The 23492-nt window shown below is 50.0% G+C and carries 22 protein-coding genes; 12 read left to right on the forward strand and 10 right to left on the reverse strand.

Translation table 11 applies throughout. The features are described 5' to 3' along the window. Position 1: 1 nt before the first annotated feature. The 5 genes from sgcQ (at position 2) to aac(6') (ending at position 3265) form a co-directional block, all read left to right on the forward strand. Positions 2 to 808 (forward strand): BtpA family protein SgcQ, encoded by an 807-nt coding sequence (gene sgcQ, locus J1G48_RS11550; protein WP_000118615.1) that lies wholly within the window; start codon positions 2 to 4, stop codon positions 806 to 808. A 131-nt stretch (positions 809 to 939) separates the two neighbouring features. Beyond that, positions 940 to 1377: an SgcA family PTS sugar transporter subunit IIA gene (gene sgcA / locus J1G48_RS11555; protein ID WP_000606454.1), complete on the forward strand. Its 438-nt coding sequence runs from the start codon at positions 940 to 942 to the stop codon at positions 1375 to 1377. Positions 1378 to 1388: 11 nt separating this feature from the next. Next, positions 1389 to 2021: a ribulose-phosphate 3 epimerase family protein gene (locus J1G48_RS11560; protein ID WP_000600597.1), complete on the forward strand. Its 633-nt coding sequence runs from the start codon at positions 1389 to 1391 to the stop codon at positions 2019 to 2021. 15 nt (positions 2022 to 2036) lie between these two features. Continuing rightward, the gene (locus J1G48_RS11565) at positions 2037 to 2828 is read left to right on the forward strand and encodes a DeoR/GlpR family DNA-binding transcription regulator (RefSeq protein ID WP_001676823.1); all 792 of its coding nucleotides are present in this window, start codon (positions 2037 to 2039) and stop codon (positions 2826 to 2828) included. Further along, the gene (gene aac(6') / locus J1G48_RS11570) at positions 2828 to 3265 is read left to right on the forward strand and encodes a cryptic aminoglycoside N-acetyltransferase AAC(6')-Iy/Iaa (protein WP_000354856.1); all 438 of its coding nucleotides are present in this window, start codon (positions 2828 to 2830) and stop codon (positions 3263 to 3265) included. Before J1G48_RS11565 ends, aac(6') begins: the two co-directional genes overlap by 1 nt. A 140-nt stretch (positions 3266 to 3405) precedes the next feature. Here aac(6') and J1G48_RS11575 read toward each other — a convergent pair whose 3' ends face one another. Beyond that, positions 3406 to 4659: a D-galactonate dehydratase gene (locus J1G48_RS11575; RefSeq protein ID WP_000067286.1), complete on the reverse strand. Its 1254-nt coding sequence runs from the start codon at positions 4657 to 4659 to the stop codon at positions 3406 to 3408. A gap of 337 nt (positions 4660 to 4996) precedes the next feature. Between J1G48_RS11575 and J1G48_RS11580 the strand changes: the two genes are divergently transcribed. The 4 genes from J1G48_RS11580 (at position 4997) to J1G48_RS11595 (ending at position 9079) form a co-directional block, all read left to right on the forward strand. Continuing rightward, positions 4997 to 5764, forward strand: a complete 768-nt coding sequence (locus J1G48_RS11580) for an SDR family oxidoreductase (RefSeq protein ID WP_000125686.1) — start codon at positions 4997 to 4999, stop codon at positions 5762 to 5764. 83 nt (positions 5765 to 5847) lie between these two features. Further along, positions 5848 to 7209, forward strand: coding sequence for an MFS transporter (locus J1G48_RS11585; RefSeq protein WP_000648130.1), 1362 nt, complete (start codon positions 5848 to 5850; stop codon positions 7207 to 7209). After that, positions 7178 to 8269, forward strand: coding sequence for an L-idonate 5-dehydrogenase (idnD, locus tag J1G48_RS11590; RefSeq protein WP_001131635.1), 1092 nt, complete (start codon positions 7178 to 7180; stop codon positions 8267 to 8269). The genes J1G48_RS11585 and idnD overlap by 32 nt, the downstream gene beginning before the upstream one ends. A 90-nt stretch (positions 8270 to 8359) precedes the next feature. After that, on the forward strand, positions 8360 to 9079 hold the full coding sequence (locus J1G48_RS11595; protein ID WP_000023781.1) for a FadR/GntR family transcriptional regulator: 720 nt from the start codon (positions 8360 to 8362) through the stop codon (positions 9077 to 9079). A 177-nt stretch (positions 9080 to 9256) separates the two neighbouring features. On the opposite strand, the gene J1G48_RS11600 is transcribed toward J1G48_RS11595, so the two are convergent. The 4 genes from J1G48_RS11600 to J1G48_RS11615 form a co-directional block, all read right to left on the reverse strand. Then, positions 9257 to 9832, reverse strand: a complete 576-nt coding sequence (locus tag J1G48_RS11600; RefSeq protein WP_001024328.1) for a YceI family protein — start codon at positions 9830 to 9832, stop codon at positions 9257 to 9259. Between the two features lie 195 nt (positions 9833 to 10027). Then, a complete protein-coding gene (locus J1G48_RS11605; RefSeq protein WP_001081947.1) occupies positions 10028 to 11683 on the reverse strand; it encodes a glucan biosynthesis protein in 1656 nt (551 codons plus the stop codon). A 219-nt stretch (positions 11684 to 11902) separates the two neighbouring features. Further along, the gene (locus J1G48_RS11610) at positions 11903 to 13411 is read right to left on the reverse strand and encodes a carboxylesterase/lipase family protein (protein ID WP_000933988.1); all 1509 of its coding nucleotides are present in this window, start codon (positions 13409 to 13411) and stop codon (positions 11903 to 11905) included. 48 nt (positions 13412 to 13459) lie between these two features. After that, positions 13460 to 14803 carry a VOC family protein gene (locus tag J1G48_RS11615; protein WP_000024100.1) on the reverse strand — a complete coding sequence of 448 codons (1344 nt, stop codon included), beginning with the start codon at positions 14801 to 14803 and terminating at the stop codon, positions 13460 to 13462. Between the two features lie 292 nt (positions 14804 to 15095). On the opposite strand from J1G48_RS11615, the gene J1G48_RS11620 reads away from it, so the two are divergent. Further along, positions 15096 to 16019: a LysR substrate-binding domain-containing protein gene (locus J1G48_RS11620; RefSeq protein ID WP_000414259.1), complete on the forward strand. Its 924-nt coding sequence runs from the start codon at positions 15096 to 15098 to the stop codon at positions 16017 to 16019. A 60-nt stretch (positions 16020 to 16079) separates the two neighbouring features. Here the strand turns inward: J1G48_RS11620 and J1G48_RS11625 are convergent, their stop codons facing one another. From J1G48_RS11625 to J1G48_RS11635, 3 genes are all read right to left on the reverse strand, one after another. Then, positions 16080 to 17705 (reverse strand): methyl-accepting chemotaxis protein, encoded by a 1626-nt coding sequence (locus tag J1G48_RS11625; protein WP_000528480.1) that lies wholly within the window; start codon positions 17703 to 17705, stop codon positions 16080 to 16082. 168 nt (positions 17706 to 17873) lie between these two features. Next, positions 17874 to 18992 (reverse strand): S-(hydroxymethyl)glutathione dehydrogenase/class III alcohol dehydrogenase, encoded by a 1119-nt coding sequence (locus J1G48_RS11630; protein WP_000842141.1) that lies wholly within the window; start codon positions 18990 to 18992, stop codon positions 17874 to 17876. Positions 18993 to 19023: 31 nt separating this feature from the next. Continuing rightward, entirely contained in the window at positions 19024 to 19299 is a 276-nt protein-coding gene (locus J1G48_RS11635) for a metal/formaldehyde-sensitive transcriptional repressor (protein WP_001120770.1), read from the reverse strand. A gap of 522 nt (positions 19300 to 19821) precedes the next feature. Here J1G48_RS11635 and steB point away from each other — a divergent pair. After that, entirely contained in the window at positions 19822 to 20223 is a 402-nt protein-coding gene (steB, locus tag J1G48_RS11640) for a type III secretion system effector SteB (RefSeq protein ID WP_001540100.1), read from the forward strand. A 128-nt stretch (positions 20224 to 20351) separates the two neighbouring features. Here steB and J1G48_RS11645 read toward each other — a convergent pair whose 3' ends face one another. Then, positions 20352 to 21068, reverse strand: a complete 717-nt coding sequence (locus J1G48_RS11645) for a membrane protein (protein WP_000997196.1) — start codon at positions 21066 to 21068, stop codon at positions 20352 to 20354. 425 nt (positions 21069 to 21493) lie between these two features. Between J1G48_RS11645 and sseJ the strand changes: the two genes are divergently transcribed. Continuing rightward, entirely contained in the window at positions 21494 to 22720 is a 1227-nt protein-coding gene (gene sseJ / locus J1G48_RS11650; RefSeq protein WP_001131425.1) for an SPI-2 type III secretion system effector SseJ, read from the forward strand. A gap of 120 nt (positions 22721 to 22840) precedes the next feature. On the opposite strand, the gene J1G48_RS11655 is transcribed toward sseJ, so the two are convergent. Next, positions 22841 to 23185 carry a DUF1294 domain-containing protein gene (locus J1G48_RS11655; protein WP_000281185.1) on the reverse strand — a complete coding sequence of 115 codons (345 nt, stop codon included), beginning with the start codon at positions 23183 to 23185 and terminating at the stop codon, positions 22841 to 22843. Between the last annotated feature and the right edge of the window lie 307 nt (positions 23186 to 23492).

The following is a 23492-nucleotide window of genomic DNA, read 5'->3' on the forward strand; positions in this document are numbered from 1 at the left end:
AATGAGTTGGCTAAAAGAGGTAATAGGAACGGAAAAAGCCGTTATCGCCATGTGCCATTTACGGGCGCTGCCGGGCGATCCCGGGTTCGATACCAGGAAAGGCATGAATTGGGTAATTGACCGCGCCCATGACGATTTAATGGCGCTACAAAATGGCGGCGTGGATGCGGTGATGTTCTCCAACGAATTTAGTCTGCCTTATTTAACGAAAGTCAGACCGGAAACGACCGCCGCGATGGCAAGAATCATCGGTCAGTTAATGAGTGAAATCCGCGTACCGTTTGGGGTAAACGTGTTGTGGGACCCTGTGGCCTCGTTTGATTTGGCGATGGCGACCGACGCAAAATTTATTCGCGAAATTTTCACCGGCGCTTACGCCAGCGATTTTGGCGTCTGGGATACGAATGTCGGCGAAACCATTCGCCATCAGCATCGCATCGGCGCAGGCCACGTGAAAACGCTGTTTAACATCGTGCCGGAAGCGGCGGTGTATCTGGGAAACCGGGATGTCTGTTCAATTGCGAAATCGACCGTATTTAACAATAACCCCGATGCCCTGTGCGTCTCGGGGCTGACGGCGGGCGCTCGCACGGATAGCGCCATACTGAAGCGGGTAAAAGAGACCGTCCCCGACACGGTCGTGCTGGCGAATACCGGGGTGTGTCTGGAAAACGTCGAGGAGCAGCTCTGCATTGCCGACGGATGCGTAACGGCAACCACGTTTAAAAAAGACGGCGTCTTCGCCAACTTTGTCGACCAGGCGCGCGTGGCGAAGTTTATGGAGAAAGTACGCCATATCCGACAATAAAATGGGGATAAGCAAAACGCTTATCCCCTGCAGAGAGCGATAACTCTTCTGCCGATCTCCGTCGCCTTCGCCAAAAGACACGCCGGGGATCGGTTTCAGAGTAACCCGAACCGGCAAGGAGTCAACGATCGATGATTAATGATGTTAAGTGGGTTCAGGCGCAACGCCATGCCAGCGACTGGCGACACGCGCTGGATATCGCCGTTCGTCCGCTGATTACCTTCGGCGCGGCGGCCCCCTGCTACCTGGACGGTATTATTGAGAACACCCTTAAATGGGGGCCATATTATCTTATCGCGCCGGGGATTGCGTTGCCCCATGCCAGACCAGAGCAAGGCGCCAACCATAATCAAATCAGCGTCACTACGTTAGCAACGCCGGTCGCTTTCGGCAATGCGGATTGCGATCCCATCTGGCTGTTGCTTTGCGCCAGCGCCACGGATGCCGAAGCACATATTCGCACCATTCAACGCATCAGCCAGTGGCTAGACTCGCCGGAAAGCGTCGCGATGCTGCAAGATGCGCCAAATGACGCCGCGCTTTTCGCGCAATTAACCGCATTGCGCTGATGGAGGTTTCGATGATCCTGCACCCTTCACTGGCCTCCGCCGATCCGCTGCGCTATGCCGAGGCGTTGACCGCTTTACACGATGCGCCCCTCGGCTCGTTGCATCTGGATATCGAAGATACCAGTTTCATCAACAATATTACCTTCGGTATGAAAACCATTCAGGCAGTCGCACAACACACCCGCCATCCGCTCTCATTTCACCTGATGGTCTCATCACCGCAACGCTGGCTACCCTGGCTTGCAGCTATCCGCCCCGGCTGGATTTTCATTCATGCCGAAAGCGTGCAAAACCCCCCGGAGATTCTGGCGGATATTCGCGCTATCGGGGCGAAAGCAGGACTGGCGCTTAACCCGGCAACGCCGCTATTGCCTTATCGTTATCTGGCATTGCAACTGGATGCGCTGATGATCATGACCAGCGAACCCGACGGACGCGGACAGCAATTTATCGCCGCGATGTGTGAAAAAGTGAGCCAGGGCAGAGAGCATTTCCCTGCTGCGGAATGCTGGGCGGACGGCGGTATTACACTTCGCGCCGCACGGCTGCTTGCCGCCGCAGGCGCACAGCATCTGGTGATTGGCCGGGCGTTATTCACGACGGCGAACTATGATGTGACGTTGTCACAATTCACCGCGCTATAAAGGAGTCATATGCTGATGAGCCAACAGCGCCCCGACCGTATCAAACAGATGTTGCATTACCTTTGGCAACACAGGCACCTCTCAACACAGCAAGCTATTGAGCTTTTTGGCTATGCAGAGGCAACCGTGCGCCGGGATTTTCACTATATTGCCAGCCGTTATCCCGGTATGGTTCGCGGCCATGGTTGTATTGACTTCGACGACAGTACGGAAGATAAAGAATATGTTTTCGACGTTAAGCGGACGTTACAAAGCGAGGCGAAACGCGAAATCGCTGCCCTCGCCCGCACGTTCATCAAGGATGGAGACTGCTTTTTTCTCGACTCCGGCTCCACCTGTCTGGAACTGGCAAAATGTCTGGTCGACGCCAAAGTAAAAGTCATTTGCAATGACATCAAAATCGCTAATGAACTGGGTGGCTTCCCACACGTAGAGAGTTACATTATCGGCGGACTGATTCGCCCCGGTTACTTTTCGGTGGGCGAGAGTCTGGCGCTGGAGATGATTAACGCCTTTGCCGTTGAACGCGCCTTTATCTCCTGCGATGCGCTGTCGATTGAAACGGGCATCACCAACGCTACCATGTTTGAAGTGGGCGTTAAAACGCGCATTATTCAGCGCTCACGCGAGGTCATATTGATGGCCGATCACTCAAAGTTTGATACTGTAGAACCCCATGCGGTGGCGACGCTGTCCTGTATTACTACCATTCTTAGCGACAGCGCGCTCCCGTCTGCTATCGCCCGACGTTATCAGCAGGCGGGGTGCCGTCTCATCATGCCAGACCCCTCATCAGGAGTGCGTTAATGGACATCAGGCAAATGAACAAAACCCATCTGGAGCACTGGCGCGGATTGCGAAAACAGCTCTGGCCCGGTCACCCGGATGACGCCCATCTGGCAGACGGCGAAGAAATCCTGCAAGCCGATCATTTGGCATCATTTGTTGCGATGGCAGACGGGGTGGCGATTGGCTTTGCGGATGCCTCAATCCGCCACGATTATGTCAATGGCTGTGACAGTTCGCCCGTGGCTTTTCTTGAAGGTATTTTTGTTCTCCCCTCGTTCCGTCAACGCGGCGTAGCGAAACAATTGATTGCAGCGGTGCAACGATGGGGAACGAATAAAGGGTGTCGGGAAATGGCCTCTGATACCACGCCGGAAAATACAATTTCCCAGAAAGTTCACCTGGCATTAGGATTTGAGGAAACAGAGCGCGTCATTTTCTACCGGAAGCGTTGTTGAGGGAAATATTCAGGCTCCTTATAGAGAAGTGGTCACTGATTAAAAAGCAGCCTCAATATACAATAATTCCTGTTTCTAAAACGGAGTCCATCAGGACGTCGGGAATAAGACCCGGCAGATGCAAGCCGGGCCTTCATTGCTTACGGTCTTGAGGCCGTACCGTCTGGTGTGCGCGCCATTGTCCAGGATGGGATTCCCCCCTCGCACGGATATTTCGCCGCTTTGGCTTCATCAATGTCAATACCCAGACCCGGCTTATCGTTCAGATAGGCATAACCGTGGTCAATCTCAGGGCAGCCCGGGAAGACATCACGCAGCGCGTCGTTCATTGGCGTGTATTCCTGAATGCCAAAGTTCGGTGAACTCAAATCCAAATGCATATTGGCGCAAACCCCAACTGGAGAAATGTCGCCCGGCCCGTGCCATGCGGTGCGCACACCGTTCAGTTCGCTGTAGACAGCAAGTTTCCTCGCCGGCGTAATGCCGCCGATGGTACTCACGTGGCAGCGAATGTAGTCGATGAGCCTGTTGTCGATGAGCGGCTTCCACTCATTCACATTCACAAACAGCTCACCCATGGATATCGGAGTGGAAGACTGCTGGCGCAGCATTTTCAGCCAGTCGATGTTTTCCGGTGCCACCGGATCCTCAAGATAAAATAGTTGATACTGTTCAAGCGTTTTGGCCAGATTAATGGCAGTCACCGGGGTCACGCGCTCATGTACATCATGAATAAATTCGATGCCAAAACCGAGCTTGTTACGCAGGTGGTCGAACAGACGCGGAACGCTTTTGGCGTAGGCGTCCGGGTCAAAGTAGATGCCGGGCGTTTTGCTGCGCGGTGAACGTTTCGGCTGAATGTTCTTCGCACGTGCCAGCTGCGTGGCGATCAGTTTAAGGTCATCGGTCCCCGCACCGCCATACATTCCCATCTGGCAGCGAACGTACTGGTAACCCTCTTCCATTCTGGCTCGGATGTTATCTTCCACTTCAACTTCATCACCACCATCGGTGTGGCAGTACAGTGGGATCCCATCACGACATTTGCCGCCCAGCAGATCATAAACTGGCATCCCCGCTAGCTTACCTTTGATATCCCACAGTGCCATGTCCACGCCGGACAATGCATTGTTCATGATCGGGCCATTGCGCCAGTAGCCGCTCACCACGCCTGACTGCCAGATGTCCTCAATACGGGTCGGATCTTTGCCAACCAGAAAAGGCGCCATGTACTCATCGATCGCGCTTTTTACCGCGAAGATACGCTGGGTAAATGTCGCACATCCCAGCCCATACAGCCCTGGCTCGTTGGTTTCTATCTTAACGACTGCCAAATCAATGCCGCCCGGCGCCGTCAGAATCGTTTTCACGTTGGTAATTTTCAGGTTACTCACTTTCACTCCTTAACTCAGCGAATTTACCGCATGTCATACCGTTGTGGATGATACAACAGATATACGTAAGTTGTCCTACAACTTTATGCTGTTATATCACGCTTCTTTTACAGCGGATCGCTGCGAGTGCCATTCTGTGACAGCGATCAAACTGCGTTAAATTTAAACCAAATATATACATATAATTCAATTAATTAATATTAATTACGCGGTCGGCATGTGGAGCTGTTTGTGATCCTTGTTGCAAATTCATGGGTGAACTGTTGATTTTATCAGGGCGAAAATTCAACCTAAAAAAGGATAGTCGTCATACAAATTAAACAAGTGAGGAAACAACATGACCGCTTTATTTGATTTAACTGGGAAAACGGCGCTGGTAACGGGTTCTGCACGAGGACTGGGCTTTGCCTACGCAGAGGGTCTTGCCGCTGCGGGTGCACGGGTTATCCTGAATGATATTCGCGCCACGCTGTTGGCCGAATCAGTGGATACGCTGACCAGAAAAGGCTACGACGCGCATGGCGTGGCTTTTGACGTCACCGATGAACTGGCGATTGAGGCAGCTTTTAGCAAACTTGATGCAGAAGGGATCCATGTTGATATCCTGATCAATAACGCCGGTATTCAGTACCGCAAACCAATGGTCGAGCTGGAGCTGGAAAACTGGCAGAAGGTGATCGACACTAACCTGACCAGCGCATTTTTAGTCTCCCGCTCGGCGGCAAAACGGATGATCGCCCGCAACAGCGGCGGCAAAATTATTAATATCGGCTCGCTTACCAGCCAGGCGGCCCGCCCGACTGTTGCCCCGTACACGGCAGCAAAAGGCGGCATCAAAATGCTCACCTGCTCGATGGCTGCTGAATGGGCGCAGTTTAATATCCAGACTAACGCCATTGGACCTGGCTACATTCTGACCGACATGAACACCGCGCTTATTGAAGACAAGCAGTTCGATAGCTGGGTGAAAAGCAGCACCCCTTCTCAACGTTGGGGTCGTCCGGAAGAGCTCATCGGCACCGCCATCTTCTTATCATCCAAAGCATCAGATTATATCAACGGGCAGATTATTTACGTCGATGGTGGCTGGCTCGCAGTTTTATAAGTCGCCCGCACTCTACCTACTCGCCTTTAAAATTGATGGCATGTGTTTACCCCGATGCATGCCGATATAACACAGGTATTATTATGAAGGCTTCAAGACAACGACTCTTTATTCTCACATTGCTGTTTATTGTGACTGCAATTAATTATATGGATCGCGCCAATCTTGCCGTCGCTGGTTCGAATATCCAGAATGATTTCAGTCTGACGCCAACACAACTGGGTTTGCTTTTCTCCATGTTTACCTGGGCCTACGCTGCCAGTCAAATTCCTGTCGGCTATGTTCTTGATCGCATTGGCTCACGTATTCTTTATGGTGGTGCGATTATTCTGTGGAGTATTTTTACCTTTATGATGGGGTTCGCCTCACACCATTTATTCGCGACGGCAACCGCTTCATTTGCAATGCTTCTGGCCTGCCGCGCATTAATTGGTGTTGCCGAAGCGCCATCCTTCCCGTCTAACACAAAAATAATCGCCACCTGGTTCCCGGACCATGAACGTGCCCGTGCGACCGCGATTTATTCCAGTGCACAATATATCGGTCTCGCGCTGCTGACGCCTGCCCTCGCCTTTATTGTGGCTAACTACGGTTGGGAAATGTCGTTTTATCTGTCCGGTGGCGCCGGTATTCTGTTTGGCATCTACTGGCTTATGTATTACCGCGATCCACAGCACAGCACTGCTGTGAACCAGGCCGAACTGGATTATATCAAAGCAGGCGGCGGCTATGGCTCGGAGAACCAATCCTCCGTGAGTGCAAAAATCAGCTGGCAAAATATTAAATTCTTCCTCAGCAAAAAAACGATTTGGGGTTTGTTCATCACCCAGTTTGCCTGCTCGTCTACGCTCTATTTTTTCCTGACCTGGTTTATTGTTTACCTGGAAAAAGGACTGCATCTCTCTATTTCCAAAGCCGGGATAGGCGCCATGCTGCCCTATATTATGGCGATGCTTGGGGTGCTCTGTGGCGGTACGCTAAGCGACATGCTGCTGAAAAAAGGAAAATCCCGAACGCTGGCACGAAAATTACCCGTTATGGCTGGCCTGTGCGTCACCATGATTATTGGCCTGGTCAATTTCTTTGAAAACCAGCCAGTTATTGCGATTGTCATTCTGTCTGTTGCGTTCTTTGCCAACGCCTTTTCAAACCTGGGCTGGGTGGTCTGGAGCGATGTAATTCCCCGTAATTTTCTCGGGACTATGGGTGGCTTTTTAAATATTTGCGGCAACCTTTCGGGGATCGTTAGCCCAATTGTTATTGGGGTTATTCTCCAGCGCACGCAAAACTTCCAGTATGCCATGTGGTATATCGCAGGCGTCGCCGGACTGGGCTTATTAGCCTACATATTCCTGGTGGGCAAAATTGAAGTGATCCTGCCTGGAAAAAAGAATGCCGACACTGTGGATAAGAATGCCATTAACCCGGCAACTGCCAACAAATAATGAGGTCATTATCAAAATGGAAAAAATAACCTGTAACGCTTGTCTGGCCCATGCGGAAAAAGACGTACGCTTTGAATCACGTGAAATCGAGCACAGTGAACATGACGTCGTCGTGAAGGTCGCCTGCGGCGGCATCTGTGGCTCTGATATTCACTACTATCAGCATGGCCGCGCGGGGATGTCTGTCCTCAAGCATCCGATGGTGATTGGCCATGAGTTTGTTGGCGTGATCAGCAAAGTGCCAGCAGGCAGCGACCTGAAAGTGGGCCAGACGGTTGCGGTGAACCCGTCCAGCCCATGCAATCAGTGCGAGATGTGCCTTTCCGGCCATCAAAATCTGTGCGGCTCCATGCGCTTTATGGGCAGCGCGCAGTTCAATCCGCATGTGAATGGCGGTTTTTCTGAATACGTGGTGGTAAAACCGGAGCAATGCATTCCTTACGACAGGCGCGTGCCCGCAAACGTGATGGCCTTTTCGGAGCCGCTGGCGGTCGCCATTCATGCAGTAAAAAAGGCAGGCCAGTTGACCGGCAAACGCGTACTGGTGATTGGCGCAGGCCCCATTGGTTGTCTGATCCTCGCGGCGGCGCGCAGTGCCGGAGCATCTGAACTGGTAGCATCCGATCTCAGCCCACGCTGTCTGGAACTGGCACGCCAAATGGGGGCCACAGCGGTGATGGATCCGCGCGATGAAGAACAGGTTGCCCATTATCAGCAGCATAAAGGCTACTTTGATGTCGTGTTTGAGGCCTCCGGCGCGCCGATTGCCGTGGCATCCACCGTCGACTTCACCCGCCCTGCCGGCACCATCGTTCAGGTGGGGATGGGCGCCAGCCCGGTAAGCTGGCCGGTGTCAACGATGCTGGTTAAAGAACTCAACTGGGTCGGCTCATTCCGTTTTATCGGTGAGTTCATCACCGCGGTACGCTGGCTGGAAGATGGGCGCGTCGATCCTCGCCCGCTTATCAGCGCCGAGTTCCCGCCCCAGCAAATTGAAGACGCGCTGATTACCGCCACAGACAAAAATGTCTCTGCTAAGGTACTCATTCGTTTCGATTAACGGTGAAAAGCGCCCGGCCGGGCGCTTTGTTCTTAAAAGAGAATTGTTATATAATAAAGCACTTCAGCGACATCTTAACGGATACCCATCTTGAGCATAAAATCCATTCAAAAACAGAATGTTGTAAATGAAATTTATGATCAGATAAGTAGCAAACTGCTGGACGGCAGTTGGGCGCCGGGTAGCCGTTTGCCCTCAGAAGTGGAACTGACCGCCTCATTTAACGTCAGCCGGGTCAGCGTTCGCAGCGCAGTACAGCGTTTTCGTGACCTGGGGATTGTGGTGACGCGTCAGGGCAGCGGCAGCTACGTGAGCGAAAACTTCACCCCGCAGATGTTGAGTAACGATCCCCGCCCAATCATGCACCTTAGCCGCGAAGAGTTTCACGATATGATGATTTTTCGTCAGACCGTGGAGTTCAAATGCGTGGAGCTCGCCGTCACACACGCCACCGATGATGACATTCGCCAGCTCGAGGAAGCATTGAACAACATGCTGATCCACAAAGGTGATTATAAAAAATACTCGGAAGCGGACTACGAGTTCCATCTGGCGATTGTCAGGGCATCGCACAACAGCGTGTTCTACAACGTGATGAGCTCGATTAAAGACATCTATTACTACTATCTTGAAGAGCTTAACCGTGCGCTGGGTATTACCCTTGAAAGTGTGGAAGCCCATATCAAGGTCTACATGTCGATAAAGAATCGCGATGCCAGCACGGCCGTCGAAGTGCTCAATGAAGCGATGTCAGGCAATATTATTGCGATCGAAAAAATCAAATCTACAGAGACATCAGGGACAAAATAACCGTTGGTTACAAGCTCAAGTAGTAGAGCAATTTAACATATCTGAATCCGAAATAGTTGCCATCAACTATTTAGTGACATAGTCCCACTTTAAAATCGTGGCAGTGCGGCCTGAAATCAGCGAAGCTTCAAATAGCCAAGCCCCCTTAACATACAATAATTTTCATCATCATTCCCTTTATTGCTTAACCGCTTCTGCCTGAATTTTTATATCGACAACTTTCGTCATCCCCATATCGACCAGATAATCTACCCCCCACTGGGTGCGATCTATTTGCGTGACAAAATCACCACCGCAAACCTGCGCCTTGAATATCGGGCTCATATAACAGCCAAACTTGGTGGTGGTTAAGGTGACGGGCTTCGTTACTCCCTTCATTGTTAGCAAACCGTCAATAGAAACCGGTTTATTATCTTCAAAATGCCATTTTGTTGATTTAAATACCATTTCTGGATATTTTTCCGCATCCAGAATATCGCTACTGCGAATATGGTTATCAAACGCATCCACCCCGGTATTTAAGGCGCTCACGGGAATCGTCACGCGCATCTCTGCATCTTGCTTTTCCGGCTGATATTTCAGTTCGCCGCTAATAGCATAAAACCCGCCATGATTGGTTGAGGTCTGGAAATGATCGATATTAAATACCGCATTGGTATGCGTATTATCAAATTTATATACATCTGCATGAGCAGCACTTAATAAACCCAGAGACAGGACAACACCAAGAAAGCTCTTTTTCATTATATTCACTTTATATCTTAAATAAGGTGAAGCTATCTTAATGTTCCCTGTCCGCAGGATCGAGAGGGATAAACAGGAAGGACTGTTGCAAAAATAGAACGATGGAAAGGCCGTGTCACAAAAACAGCGGCTCACGAATGAGTTTATGTCAGGGCTATTTCCGGAACCTGTACCGCCTTTGTGGCGGTACAGAAGGCAAACTGACTAACGCATGATACGATCGTCGACATAACGGCGCTTATCCGGCGCGGGCGGGAAATACTGATACAGCCAGGTTTCGCTGATAGCTTCCCCCTGGCAGCGCAGGAACATACGCATATCCACCGGTGCCGTAGAATCCGAGGTCGGATACCAGTCAAACTGGATACGATAACCGTCGAAAGGCTCGACGTAGAGGATCTCAATCTGCTTCGCCTCGCCACTGGAAAGCGTAATCACCGGCTCAATGCCTTTTGGCGCGGCCGCTTTCAGATCGCCGCCGACAAAATCAATAGCAAAACGGCGCGCCCATTTATCCGGGTAATGTTCGCCCGGCGCCCAACCTTCGGGAAAGCCGCCCATCCCTGTACGGGTCGCCATGACCCGCGCAAGCGGAGATTGTACCGGCGGCTGCGCGCTCCAGTACAAACGATAATTAAACGCCAGCGTATCCCCGGCTTTGATCGCTTTTTCCGGCTGCCAGAAACAGACCACATTATCCAGAGTTTCGCCAGTGGTTGGGATCTCCATCAGGCTAACTGCGCCTTTCCCCCACTTACTACGCGGCTCCACCCACAGGCTCGGACGTTTGTTGTACCAGCCCATCACATCCTGATAATGCGAGAAATCGCGATCGAGTTGCAGCAGGCCGAACCCTTTTGGGTTATCGTCCATATATGCATTGAACTGCAATTTCTGCGGATTATTCAGCGGGCGGCAAATCCACTCGCCGTTACCCCGCCACATCGCCAGCCGATCGGAGTCGTGAATTTGCGGGTGAATGGTGTCGCATACCCGACGTTCATTATTCCCACAGCTAAACATACTGGTCATCGGCGCAATGCCAAGTTGCTTTATATCTTTACGGGCGTAGAGATGGTTTTCTACATCCATGATCACCTGCGATTTTTCGCAATGAATCACAAATTTATACGCGCCCGTCACGCTAGCGCTGTCCAGCAGAGCGTAAACGGTAAACGTAGTATCGCCCGGCTTCGCGGTGTCAAACCAGAATGCGGTGAAGTCAGGGAACTCTTCCTGACCGTCAGTATAGGTATCTATCGCCAGCCCGCGAGCCGACAGGCCATACTGATAAGTATCATCTACCGCCCGGAAATAACTGGCGCCCAGGAAGGAGACGACATCGCGCCGCGCCAGTTCCGGCGCTTTAAAGACACGGAAACCGGCGAAACCGAGATCGCTCTGCCCTTCCAGTTGCGTCGTATCGACGCCGGCATCGTTGTATTTAAACAGTTCCGGGCGAAAATGAATCTCGCGAGCAAGATGCGTCGTCGTATCAACGGAAAACATGCGTACGCGACGACGAAAGCCCATCCCTACGTGGAAAAACTGAATATCGAGCTGCCGGTTGGCAACACCGTTCCAGAGTGAATGCGCCGCGTCATACTGAATGCTGTTATAGGCCTGCGGCGTCAGATTGGCGAGCGTATCCGGCAAGGGTCCCGGCGCGCCGCCCCAGGGCTTTTTCGCTAACGCCTGGGCCATTGATTGCAGACCAGCAAAATCAAAACGGACAATTTTACCATCCGCAATATCGGATTCCGCGGCAAACGCCGCCTGAGAAAAGAGTGAAGCAATACCGCTGGAACCGCACACGGCGGCCATTGCCATTGAACCTTTAATAAATCGTCTACGATTCATACCTGAAAATGAGTCCTTCTGGTCTTGTGAATGGTCCCGCGCTGGTTTTTTCAGCAGCAAGAATGTGCCCGTTTCTGACCGCTCACTCTAGACAAAATTCATTAATAATCCAATTGTTGGTCGCCTGGAAACTGTGCAAAAGCGTAAATATTTTATGTCGATAAGAACCGACCGAATCGGATGTAAACCTCACGCAGCATTCTTCAGGTTATGAAAAGTTTATTCCAGACTAACGTGATGTTTCATGACTCGTTTAAACAGCGCCAGACGCGCACGCATAAAGCGGTTTTCCACTTTAAAACCGGCAAGTTTGTTCAGCCCAATCCGCAACAGACGATCTCGCCCCCGAATGCTGGCGGGCCAGCGAACCGGGCCGTGCAGCACGTCGCGCGTGCGGCTGGCATGACGAGCGAAATTCACCCAGTAATCCGCCACCTGCGAGGCAAAGGCCAGGTCATTCTCATTCACATAATGGCATGTGGGCTCAGCCCGCGTTAACGTATCGAATACATACGGTATTTCATTGCCATGACAGGCGCCATTCGCGTAGGTGTTATGCTCCGCCTCGGCGACATAATCAAACCAGTAACGCCAGCACGGTTCGCCGATCCGCTGCTGCGCTTGCATGACGACATAACCCAACGTGGTAAATACCATATCCCGACAGACCTGCCGCCCTAGCGCTTCGTCGCCTTTCACTCCAGGATAAAGCAGCCGGATTAACCCCAGGCCAACACGCCGCTCACGGCGCATTTTTTGAATTTGACCGGCAATATCGACGCCAAAAACGGCCAATACGCTGGCTTCATCGCTATTCGAGCCGATCATCACCGGTATTGGATGCTGTTTCGCCGCAAAGAAGGTTTCCAGCATCGGATGCGGCAGCACGACGTCGCCGGAAATCGGCGTCGGCGCAATTTTAAAAGGCGCGTCCAGCGGCCAAAACGTCTCTGCCGGTAAAGCGCGTAGCTGTTCGGCAGTGGCATGGGCTAAACCAAGATGTTCCGCCAGCGCAACGCCTTTTTTTAGCGCCACCTCGCGGGGCGTATCCGGCAGCGTATAACCACTCTGAATAATCGCTTTATGAAAAAGCCCCTTCGCCAACGGCGAAGCCATCAACGACAGCACGCTGCGGGCGCCGGCGGATTCGCCAAATAACGTCACATTCTGCGTATCGCCGCCAAATGCGGCAATATTGTCCTGCACCCAACGCAGCGCAGCGATTTGATCGAGTAAAGCGAAATTATGAATACACTCCGCCCCTTCGCCTTCCAGCGCCGGATGCGCGAAAAAGCCCAGATGGCCAAGCCGATAATTGACCGTCACCACGATTGCGCCGCGCTTCGCCAGCGCTTGACCGTCATAGGGCGGCAAACTCCCCGCGCCAATGGTGTAACCGCCGCCGTGTAGCCAGACCATGACCGGCAACGGTTCATGACGCACGGCGGGAGCCCAGACGTTCAGATAGAGACAGTCTTCGGAAAAATTTCCCGGATCGCCGCCGCCGAGTTCGCGACACCAGGTAATATCCTGCCAACTGGCGCAGGAGAAACAATCCGCCTGGCGCACATCCTGCCAGGGCGTAACAGGCTGCGGCGCACGCCAGCGTAGCTCCCCTGTTGGCGGCGCGGCATAAGGTATACCGCGCCAGATATGGGTTTCTTCCTGTACGACGCCCACGATTTTACCGTGACGCGTCGCCACCAGCGGGATGGAGGGATTCAACATAACGCCTTCCTTTTACAGTATCCTCACAGCCTGTGAAGCTTACCGCTTTTAAAGCAGACCGCAACGGCGTTTACTGCGTTCTTCCGCTTCCTGATATAACGAAAATTCATCCCGTACAGCACATCCCAGCGCCTGTTCAAAGGCGTCGCGGCTGGCATTGCCGTGGCTTCTGGCCAGCGTTTCATTTCCCAAATTCGACTGAAAAATGCCGGCTGCGCTGACCGGAAGAAAATCTTCATAGGTAATCGGCTGCGCGATTACCCAACCGCGCTCAATAAGCGGCTGCGGATCGTCGCCAGGATGGATCGCCTGACGATGCGCCTCACCGGAAGGCGTTAAGCGATAGCGGAACCAGGCAAGCCCCTGCTGGCGAAGCAGAAATTCGCTATCCGGAAAGGCGTTAAAGACCTCCCGCAAATGGAGTTGATGCGTGAAGTTATCCTTACCCGTTCCCGCCTTGTGCAACAGCTCGTCATATAATCGACGACCTTTTGGCGTCAGCGCGACGCCACGTTGCTCAATTTCGCCGAAGCGCGCCGTGTGCGTACCCTGCTTTTCATCAACGAAGAGCACCTGCTCTTCCAGGGCTTTGAAACTGGTTTGCCGCAACAGAATAGGCACTTCGCGGCGAGGCGGACCTTCGATAAGAGTTTTAGGCGTAATGCCGCACTCCGGCATCATGGCCTGTACCCGGTCGATATCCAGAGTACGCGGCGTCAGATGGTTAATGTGACATCCCGGAAAACAGACCACGTCGGCAATTAAACGATGCTCACGATGCAGGCTGCGGTACGTTTCTTCATCAACGGTAGCCTGACGATGCCAGCGAAAAGTCTCCAGCGTTTCACGGACAAATTCTTCGGCCTGAGCAGCACTAAAACCGCCCTGCTCGTCGTACTCATCCAGCAATTGTCGGCAGCGCGATGTAAAAATATCCCGCTGCGATAAGATTTCCGCCGCCCGCTGGCGTAATGCCGCGTTTTCAATGAGCTCCAGGCGTAATAGCGAAGTGAACATGCGAAAGGGATTACGCGAGAGCGAAGCCTCGTCAATGGGACGAAATGCCGTGGAGTGCACAGGCACGCCCGCCTGAGAGAGATCGTAATAACTTACTGGGTACATCCCCATGATGGCGAATATCCGACGCAAGGTAGAAAGTTCTTCTGCGGTGCCAACACGAATGGCGCCATGCCGTTCCACGTTCAATCGCGCCAGTTCATCGGCATTAGCCAACTGCTCATGCAGTTTGGGATTATTTTCCAGCACCGCCAGATTCACGTCAGCCACAAGTTCCAGTAACGTACCGTACTGCGGAACTTCCTGCTGGTACATTGCCGACATTGCCTGCGAAAAGTGTTCCCGAATCTCATCTGCCGTGATGGTGTTCGCCATAATGTCATGCCTCCAGTGAATGTTACCTGGAGTGTAGAAAACCTCATCCATTCCGGGGAGAAGAATTTATAAAGTGTGATCCGACCTGAATTCATTATGCAGAACGGATTGACATGAGCTGGCATATCCCCGACCAGATCGCGGCTTAACACGCTTAACGGCAGTTGAATCATCAGTAAAATAAAACAGTTGTAACTTGAAATGGTAAAATGTTAATAATATTTTGCTATCAGGTTATCAAAAACAAACAACTTTACTTGTCACCCGCACGGCTCTGTTTTTAACATCGCTTATGGAAAAAAATGGTCTGTTTAGTCAGCGCATTCGGTTGCGCCACCTTCATACATTTGTAGCCGTTGCGCAACAGGGAACTCTGGGGCGCGCGGCTGAAACTCTTAACCTGAGCCAGCCAGCGCTTTCTAAAACGCTGAACGAACTGGAACAACTCACCGGAACCCGTCTGTTTGAACGCGGGCGACTGGGCGCGCAATTAACGGTTCCTGGCGAACAATTTTTGACTCATGCGGTAAAAGTATTAGATGCATTGAATACCGCCGGGCAGGCGCTGAATCGCAAAGAGGACGCCAGCGCCGATGTGGTGCGTGTTGGCGCGCTCCCCACCGCTGCGCTGGGTATACTCCCGGCGGCTATTGGGCGGTTCCATCAACAGCAAAAATCGACCTCGTTACAGGTCGCGACCATGAACAATACGATGTTGCTTGCGGGTCTGAAATCAGGCGAGATCGATCTGGGTATTGGCCGCATGTCAGACCCGGAATTAATGGGCGGTTTAAATTACGAACTGCTGTTTTTAGAATCGCTTAAATTAGTGGTACGCCCCGGTCATCCCCTGTTACAGGAGACGATCACGCTCAGCCGGGTTATGGAATGGCCGGTAGTCGTCTCGCCAAAAGGCACGGTACCGCGCCAGAATGCGGAAGCCCTGTTGCAAAGCCAGGGGTGTAAAATGCCTGCCGGATGTATCGAAACGCTATCCGCATCGTTATCACGACAACTGACCGTAGATTACGATTACGTCTGGTTCGTCCCCTCTGGCGCGGTTAAAGAAGATCTTCGCCAGGCGACGCTGGTCTCATTACCCGTGCCGACCCAGAGCGCGGGCGAGCCGATAGGTATTCTTACGCGAGTTGATATCCCGCTCTCAACCGGGGCGCAAATGCTGATTGCGGCGATCCGTAAATCGATGCCGCTGTGATAGCGGCTGTCGGAGAATAAACGCGCCCGCGGCTAAAATAGCCCGCTGGCGCGACGCTTACTAAAGGAAGGATGATCGCATCGTCGCGCCAGTATCCTGTAAATGAAACGCATCAACGGCTTGCGTCAAGCGGGCGGCCTGTTCTTCAAGCGAAGCCGCCGCCGCGGACGCCTCTTCGACCAGCGACGCGTTTTGTTGCGTAACCTTGTCCATCTCAGAAATCGCCTGACTGACCTGAACAATACCGCGACTTTGCTCATCAGAGGCTGCCGCGATATCGAGCATAATATCGGTGACGCGTTTGACGGCATCCACAATCTCATTCATGGTGCTCCCCGCAGCGATAACCTCTTCAGATCCTTGTTCAATCAGGCTGACCGATGCGCCGATCAAGCCTTCAATCTCTTTTGCCGCCTGCGCGCTGCGACTGGCGAGGGTACGAACCTCACTGGCGACCACCGCAAAACCGCGTCCTTGTTCCCCGGCGCGTGCCGCCTCGACCGCCGCGTTCAGCGCCAGGATGTTGGTCTGGAAAGCGATACTGTTAATGACGGCGGTAATTTCCGAGATTTTTTTCGAGCTGGTGGAAATATTCCCCATCGTTTGTACGACCCCGGAAACCATCTGGCCTCCGCGGCTGGCTTTACCGGAAGCATCTTCCGCCAGTTTGCTGGCGTGATGCGCATTATCCGCATTCTGCTTAACGGTTGCCGTCAACTGTTCCATACTGGCCGCGGTTTGTTCAATGGCGGCAGCCTGCTGTTCAGTACGAGAAGATAAATCCGTATTACCAGCGGTAATTTCGCTGGTGCCTCGATAAATTTCCTCCGCCCCCTGACGCACCGCCCCTACCGTTTGTTGCAACGCATGCTGCATCTGCTGAAGATGATGACTCAGGCGACCAATTTCACTGCGTCCTGTGGGCTCGTCAGCCATGGTCAGATCGCCGGCCGCAATGCGTTCGATACGTGACGCAGACTGCTGCAAGGGTTGTATCACCGTGCGACGCAGCACCATGAAGGTCATTAACGTCAATACCAGCGCCAACGTAAATGCGCCAATCATAAACATCATACCGAGTCGGGTACGTTGGTAAGCCTGCTCGCTAAGTAGTCTTGCCCGCTCGGTGCGCAGTTCAATCGCTTTCAACAGGACATGGTTATATGCTGCATCCAGTTGTTTTGCCTGCTCGTTTTCATGATTAATGATCGCTTCGAACATGCCATTTTTGGCAAATTTCAGCATCGGTTGCAGGCCGTTGATATAGGCGGTGTAGCGGGCGTTTAACTCGTTATCTAACGCGTCATCAGCGGGTGTTTTCACCGCTCTGGACATATAAGCGTTAAAGCCGTCCTGAGACTGCTTGATCCGCGTTTCCGCAGCGGCAATATTGGCTTTCATTTCATCCATTTCAGCAATCCGGCTCGCCGCGCCAGCGTGGATCATATTGATACGTGCGGTACGTAAGTGGTTAGCGCTGTTGGATAATCCCATCCGTACCTGAATCTCGTCCGTGACATCACGCTGATCGCGATCGGCCTGTAACAGAAAATAGCCTGCCAGCCCGGCGCTCAAAGCAAAAAGAAGAAGGATGCCACCGAGAATGGAGGAAAACAGCGGAACCAGCCGAATATGATGCAGGAAGCCCAGTTTATGCGAGGCTTGCATCGAGAATGTGTTGCCCATGACCGTCGACTCTCTTGTAGGTTTTATGCGTAAAACACGCCCGTTAGATAGTCATCGGCACTTCGTGACGTTTGCTTATCGCGAAAAGCATCGCCTTCGTCACATTTTCACAACATTCATTCCAGAAAATTCAGAAAAGCGCCAGCGGAAAATCCGCTGGCGGATGAATCAGTTATCGCCAAAGTGGATAACAGTACGGATGGATTTACCCTGATGCATCAGTTCAAAGGCATCGTTAATCTGCTCCAGCGGCAGGCGGTGAGTAATAAAAGGATCTAAACGGATTTTACCGTTCATCGCATCTTCGACCATCCCTGGCAGCTGCGTGCGCCCTTTCACGCCGCCAAAGGCGGAGCCACGCCAGACGCGACCGGTCACTAGCTGGAAGGGACGGGTTTTGATTTCCTGCCCTGCCCCCGCTACGCCAATAATAATGCTTTCGCCCCAGCCTTTATGACAACATTCCAGCGCTGCTCGCATCACGTTAACGTTGCCGATACATTCAAAACTGAAATCTACGCCGCCATCAGTAAGCTCAACAATAACGTCCTGGATCGGTTTGTCGTAATCATTCGGATTAATAAAGTCCGTGGCCCCCATTTCGCCCGCCAGCGTAAATTTTTCCGGATTCGTGTCGACAGCTAAAATACGCCCGGCTTTAGCCTGAACCGCGCCCTGAATAACCGCCAGCCCAATACCGCCTAAACCAAAAACGGCAACGGTGTCGCCCGCTTTCACTTTAGCGGTGTTATGGACGGCGCCAATACCAGTCGTCACGCCGCAGCCCAACAGACACACTTTATCCAGCGGCGCCTGCGGGTTCACTTTCGCCAGAGAAATTTCCGCGCAAACGGTATATTCGCTGAACGTGCTGGTTCCCATATAGTGATAAACGGGTTCGCCGTTATAAGAAAAGCGGGTAGTGCCATCCGGCATCAGCCCTTTTCCCTGAGTGGCGCGTACGGCCTGACAAAGGTTAGTTTTACCGGACTTACAGAACTTACACTCGCCGCATTCCGCCGTATACAGTGGAATAACATGATCGCCGGGTTTCAGGCTGGTGACCCCCTCGCCGACCTCGACTACCACGCCGCCGCCTTCGTGACCCAGGACTGCCGGGAATACGCCTTCCGGATCATCGCCGGAAAGGGTAAAAGCATCGGTATGGCAAACGCCGGTATGAGTGATTTTGACCAGAACTTCGCCTTTTTTCGGCGGCGCAACGTCAATCTCGACAATTTTTAACGGCTGACCGGGACCAAAAGCAACTGCTGCACGTGATTTCATATATCTCTTCCTGTTACGGTGAGGGAAATTGTTATTTTAGATAAGCGCGAAGAAGATGGCCGATTTCCGCCATCCGAACCGCGCGCTGATCTGGCGTAGTCTCCCCGCTGACCAGCTCATCTTTCAGATGGATTTCAACCATTTCACTCATCAGGCCATTAGACGCGCCGCGCACGGCGGCAATCTGTTGCAGAATCGCCAGACAAGGTTCGCCAGACTCAAGCGCCCGCTCCAGCGCTTCGACCTGCCCGCGTATGCGACGAACACGGGTAAGGATACGTTTTTTATCTTCAGGTGAATGCGGCATTCGACCTCCATATACTATAGGGGGGTATACTATCAGAATTTTATGTTTATGTAATTGTAAAATTACACACAATATAAAAATCAATAGCTTATAGATTTCCGGCATAGACCATCAAGAATCAGTTCACATTCAGCATATTCAGCTCATGGGAACTTTTTCAGGCCACAGACAATAAACACCAAAGCTTTCTTTCTAAGCTGCAATGTTCTGCCCGACTGGGGCACAGAGGTAATGCCGGTAAATCCAGTCCCATTACCCAGAAGTAAATATTTGCTTAATAGTTTTTATTTACTCACCAGGTGGTAATGAATAAAGGTTATGATATGCAGATGTCAGTCTTGTAAGAACGTAACATCACAACTGCGATACACCGCCGACGGGTAGCGAAAATATCTTAACCCTGTGTCTTTCCAGGCTTAGTCAATGTGGACAAAAAATCAAATGAGCGTTATTTGAAAGATTTTTAATACCCAAAAGCGTCATCATTATTGTTAATTTGAAATCAATCTCAGGTAATAATCCATGCCTATTTCGATTTGTAAACATGGTGCTCCTTTTGTTGTTCAACATGAAAATCGGTACGGTTCCGGTGCAAGTCAGTCATCATCACTTTCAAAATCAATCCGCCATATTAGCAACTCTCATGAGGAAATAAAATTTATAAGTTGCTATAGTGCAAATGGAGCCTGTTTTTCCAATGCACAGATGCTAGCCAATGCCTCAGGGAGGCCTGTTATAGGTTACTATGGGAAAATAAATAAGTTAACAGCCAGTCTGGATAATAGCGGTCGTATATTCCGCCCACAGCATAAGCTTGCGGCCAATATTTGTTATGTAGGTAATCGGCTTCTGAGCGCTCCAGTTCAACTTGGGTTTGGCCTGAAACATCTGCTAACCTGTCACTCAAATGGTAATGTCAGATAAAGTGTCATGCCATGTCCTTCCCGGCATTGCTATTCCACATCCTACAGATATGGGCGCTCAGTTCTTTCCTCAATCGTTGCTATGGGAAGTTCTGCCGTCATTTCACGCTCTTGCCAACCAGCATTTTATTAAAGCCTGACTTTTACCAGAGTAATTTCATAAGAGTGCCCATCTTCTGGTCTAAAAATAATAAATCTATTGTTATTTTTAGTAAAGGATTTCGACAAAATAAAACTATCATGATATCTGGCCAGGACGTAGTACCAGCCTCCATCATACAATATCATTTCGTATTCTTTCTTTAATTGTGGTTTATAGATCCCAACAAAAAAAGAAAATATAAAAAAATATATAATAAAACCAAGCATAACTATAGTGAAACAATGCCTTCGCACCCAACTGAGTTGCGTAAAACAAATCACCGGCATCAATTTACTATAAAAACGCATCCCCACCGATAAGCATAAAGCCACCAGTAAAATGATAAAAAAAAGCTCCCACAAAAACGATTCTGTTAAGAGAGAAAACTCGATAACAATTGGAATAAAGAACAAAACCGCTGCCAAAAAAAGACGTAAAAAGCTAAGGTCGTGGATACGTGCTTTTTGCTTTACTAGAAAAAATAATAGAATACCCACTCCCCACGCTATTATGAATATAGCCATCAGGCTAATCGCATGGAATAGACTTCGGGCAATGTTGTCAGGGCCGACGCCTACATACCACCACGGGAAACCATAGTACGCGGAGACGCCCCAGCCATAAAAATAGGCGCTTCCCCATCCCAAACCACCTAAATAGGCCAAAAGCATCGAAGAGTTTTTAATAATTGAATCATCATTCATTATAGTTAACTCACTTAAGAAATATTTAATATGAAAATAGAAATCAAAATGTCACATAAAACACTAGCACTTTAGCAATAATAGTCGGATGATAAGTTTGTCTGTTTTTCCTGAGTATCAAGCCAGCTCATACTCACGCCAGCACACTAAAATCAGGAGTGGCTTCTTTTTTAGATCTTTGCCTTAGCCAGGCGCACACTCAATAATGATAGCAGTCAGATAATATGTACCAGGTATTAACCTCACGTTGTTGATGATATATTTACTTCGTTGAAAAACAATAAACATTGTATGTATTTTATTGGCGACGAAAAACTGTTAAAGAAGCGTAATTCCATATACACCATTTACCTGATTACTTTTCTTGCTAATATTTGCTAATTAATTATTTGCTAAAGCGTGTTTAATAAAGTAAGGAGGACACTATGCCATTGAGTGTTGGACAGGGTTATTTCACATCATCTATCAGTTCTGAAAAATTTAATGCGATAAAAGAAAGCGCACGCCTTCCGGAATTAAGTTTATGGGAGAAAATCAAAGCATATTTCTTTACCACCCACCATGCAGAGGCGCTCGAATGTATCTTTAATCTTTACCACCATCAGGAACTGAATCTAACACCGGTACAGGTTCGCGGAGCCTACATCAAACTTCGAGCCTTAGCGTCTCAGGGATGTAAAGAACAGTTTATTATAGAATCACAGGAACACGCCGATAAGTTGATTATTAAAGATGATAATGGTGACAATATTTTATCTATTGAGGTTGAATGTCATCCGGAAGCTTTTGGTCTTGCCAAAGAAATCAATAAATCACATCCCAAGCCCAAAAATATTTCTTTGGGTGATATTACCAGACTGGTATTTTTTGGCGACAGCTTGTCTGACTCCTTAGGGCGTATGTTTGAAAAAACACATCATATCTTACCCTCCTATGGTCAATACTTTGGCGGAAGGTTTACTAATGGATTTACCTGGACTGAGTTTTTATCATCTCCACACTTCTTAGGTAAAGAGATGCTTAATTTTGCTGAAGGGGGAAGTACATCGGCAAGCTATTCCTGCTTTAATTGCATCGGTGACTTTGTATCAAATACGGATAGACAAGTCGCATCTTACACCCCTTCTCACCAGGACCTGGCGATATTTTTATTGGGGGCTAATGACTATATGACACTACACAAAGATAATGTAATAATGGTCGTTGAGCAACAAATTGATGATATTGAAAAAATAATTTCCGGTGGAGTTAATAATGTTCTGGTCATGGGGATTCCCGATTTGTCTTTAACACCTTATGGCAAACATTCTGATGAAAAAAGAAAGCTTAAGGATGAAAGCATCGCTCACAATGCCCTGTTAAAAACTAATGTTGAAGAATTAAAAGAAAAATACCCCCAGCATAAAATATGCTATTACGAGACTGCCGATGCATTTAAGGTGATAATGGAGGCGGCCAGTAATATTGGTTATGATACGGAAAACCCTTATACTCACCACGGCTATGTACATGTTCCCGGGGCTAAAGACCCTCAGCTAGATATATGTCCGCAATACGTCTTCAACGACCTTGTCCATCCAACCCAGGAAGTCCATCATTGTTTTGCCATAATGTTAGAAAGTTTTATAGCTCATCATTATTCCACTGAATAAAGTTCCATCGGCTGCGGTACGCCTTGAGCAAAACACAGCTCAATATCATAGTGCCGGTGGCATGAAAATATGATGCTATCTTTGCTGCCGATTGGTCAATAAGTGATACATAGTCTATGTTCAGTAAGACAAAAATGGATAGAGTCGATAAATCGCCACCGTAACTAAAATACTCACTATCACACTGACAATAAAGTATGTTTTGAATGGCTGCTTTTGCGTTTTATGACGGAAGAGTTGTTGACCAACAATCGCCCCAGGCCACCCACCGACAACCCCAAACACCAACAAAGTGGATTCCGGCACTCTGCGCCAGGTTTTACGTGCCGCCGTTTTGTCTATACCGTAGATCGCCAGCGTTAGCACATTGGCGAGCAGGAACCACATCGCGACGGGATGCGATGTAAAAATGCTTCCGACCGCAGCGAAGATCAGGAGTAAATAACAAAAGCGGTTAAGATACATATCATTATGTCATAGCAATAATTAGGGGCATCGGAGCCCATTATACGCGATACATGCGCCTATGTGATGTAGAATTTTTTTTCACTCAGCCAACGAGTCATTAAGGATTCATTTTTAATTACCATGGTAATCATAAGGTAATTAACGGCTGTGAACACGATTAAAATGGGTAAAGCCACCGAAAATGTTATCACCTTAATCGTTGCCAGGATAACTTAATGAAGAACCCTCTTTATTGCTGTTTGTTATCCGGTTGTCAGTCTCAGTTTTGGATTTATTAATCGTATTTATATTTATTACATAAGAT

The organism is Salmonella sp. SAL-020 (assembly GCF_017372215.1).
GTDB classification, from domain to species: Bacteria; Pseudomonadota; Gammaproteobacteria; order Enterobacterales; family Enterobacteriaceae; genus Salmonella; species Salmonella enterica.

Coding starts and splice junctions, on each gene's coding strand:
- sgcQ (WP_000118615.1), top strand. CDS start 2: ATGAGTTGGCTAAAAGAGGTAATAGGAACGGAAAAAGCCGTTATCGCC.
- sgcA (WP_000606454.1), top strand. CDS start 940: ATGATTAATGATGTTAAGTGGGTTCAGGCGCAACGCCATGCCAGCGAC.
- J1G48_RS11560 (WP_000600597.1), top strand. CDS start 1,389: ATGATCCTGCACCCTTCACTGGCCTCCGCCGATCCGCTGCGCTATGCC.
- J1G48_RS11565 (WP_001676823.1), top strand. CDS start 2,037: ATGAGCCAACAGCGCCCCGACCGTATCAAACAGATGTTGCATTACCTT.
- J1G48_RS11580 (WP_000125686.1), top strand. CDS start 4,997: ATGACCGCTTTATTTGATTTAACTGGGAAAACGGCGCTGGTAACGGGT.
- J1G48_RS11585 (WP_000648130.1), top strand. CDS start 5,848: ATGAAGGCTTCAAGACAACGACTCTTTATTCTCACATTGCTGTTTATT.
- idnD (WP_001131635.1), top strand. CDS start 7,178: ATGCCATTAACCCGGCAACTGCCAACAAATAATGAGGTCATTATCAAA.
- J1G48_RS11605 (WP_001081947.1), bottom strand. CDS start 11,683: ATGAATCGTAGACGATTTATTAAAGGTTCAATGGCAATGGCCGCCGTG.
- J1G48_RS11610 (WP_000933988.1), bottom strand. CDS start 13,411: ATGTTGAATCCCTCCATCCCGCTGGTGGCGACGCGTCACGGTAAAATC.
- J1G48_RS11615 (WP_000024100.1), bottom strand. CDS start 14,803: ATGGCGAACACCATCACGGCAGATGAGATTCGGGAACACTTTTCGCAG.
- J1G48_RS11620 (WP_000414259.1), top strand. CDS start 15,096: ATGGAAAAAAATGGTCTGTTTAGTCAGCGCATTCGGTTGCGCCACCTT.
- J1G48_RS11625 (WP_000528480.1), bottom strand. CDS start 17,705: ATGGGCAACACATTCTCGATGCAAGCCTCGCATAAACTGGGCTTCCTG.
- J1G48_RS11630 (WP_000842141.1), bottom strand. CDS start 18,992: ATGAAATCACGTGCAGCAGTTGCTTTTGGTCCCGGTCAGCCGTTAAAA.
- J1G48_RS11635 (WP_001120770.1), bottom strand. CDS start 19,299: ATGCCGCATTCACCTGAAGATAAAAAACGTATCCTTACCCGTGTTCGT.
- steB (WP_001540100.1), top strand. CDS start 19,822: ATGCCTATTTCGATTTGTAAACATGGTGCTCCTTTTGTTGTTCAACAT.
- J1G48_RS11645 (WP_000997196.1), bottom strand. CDS start 21,068: ATGAATGATGATTCAATTATTAAAAACTCTTCGATGCTTTTGGCCTAT.
- sseJ (WP_001131425.1), top strand. CDS start 21,494: ATGCCATTGAGTGTTGGACAGGGTTATTTCACATCATCTATCAGTTCT.
- J1G48_RS11655 (WP_000281185.1), bottom strand. CDS start 23,185: ATGTATCTTAACCGCTTTTGTTATTTACTCCTGATCTTCGCTGCGGTC.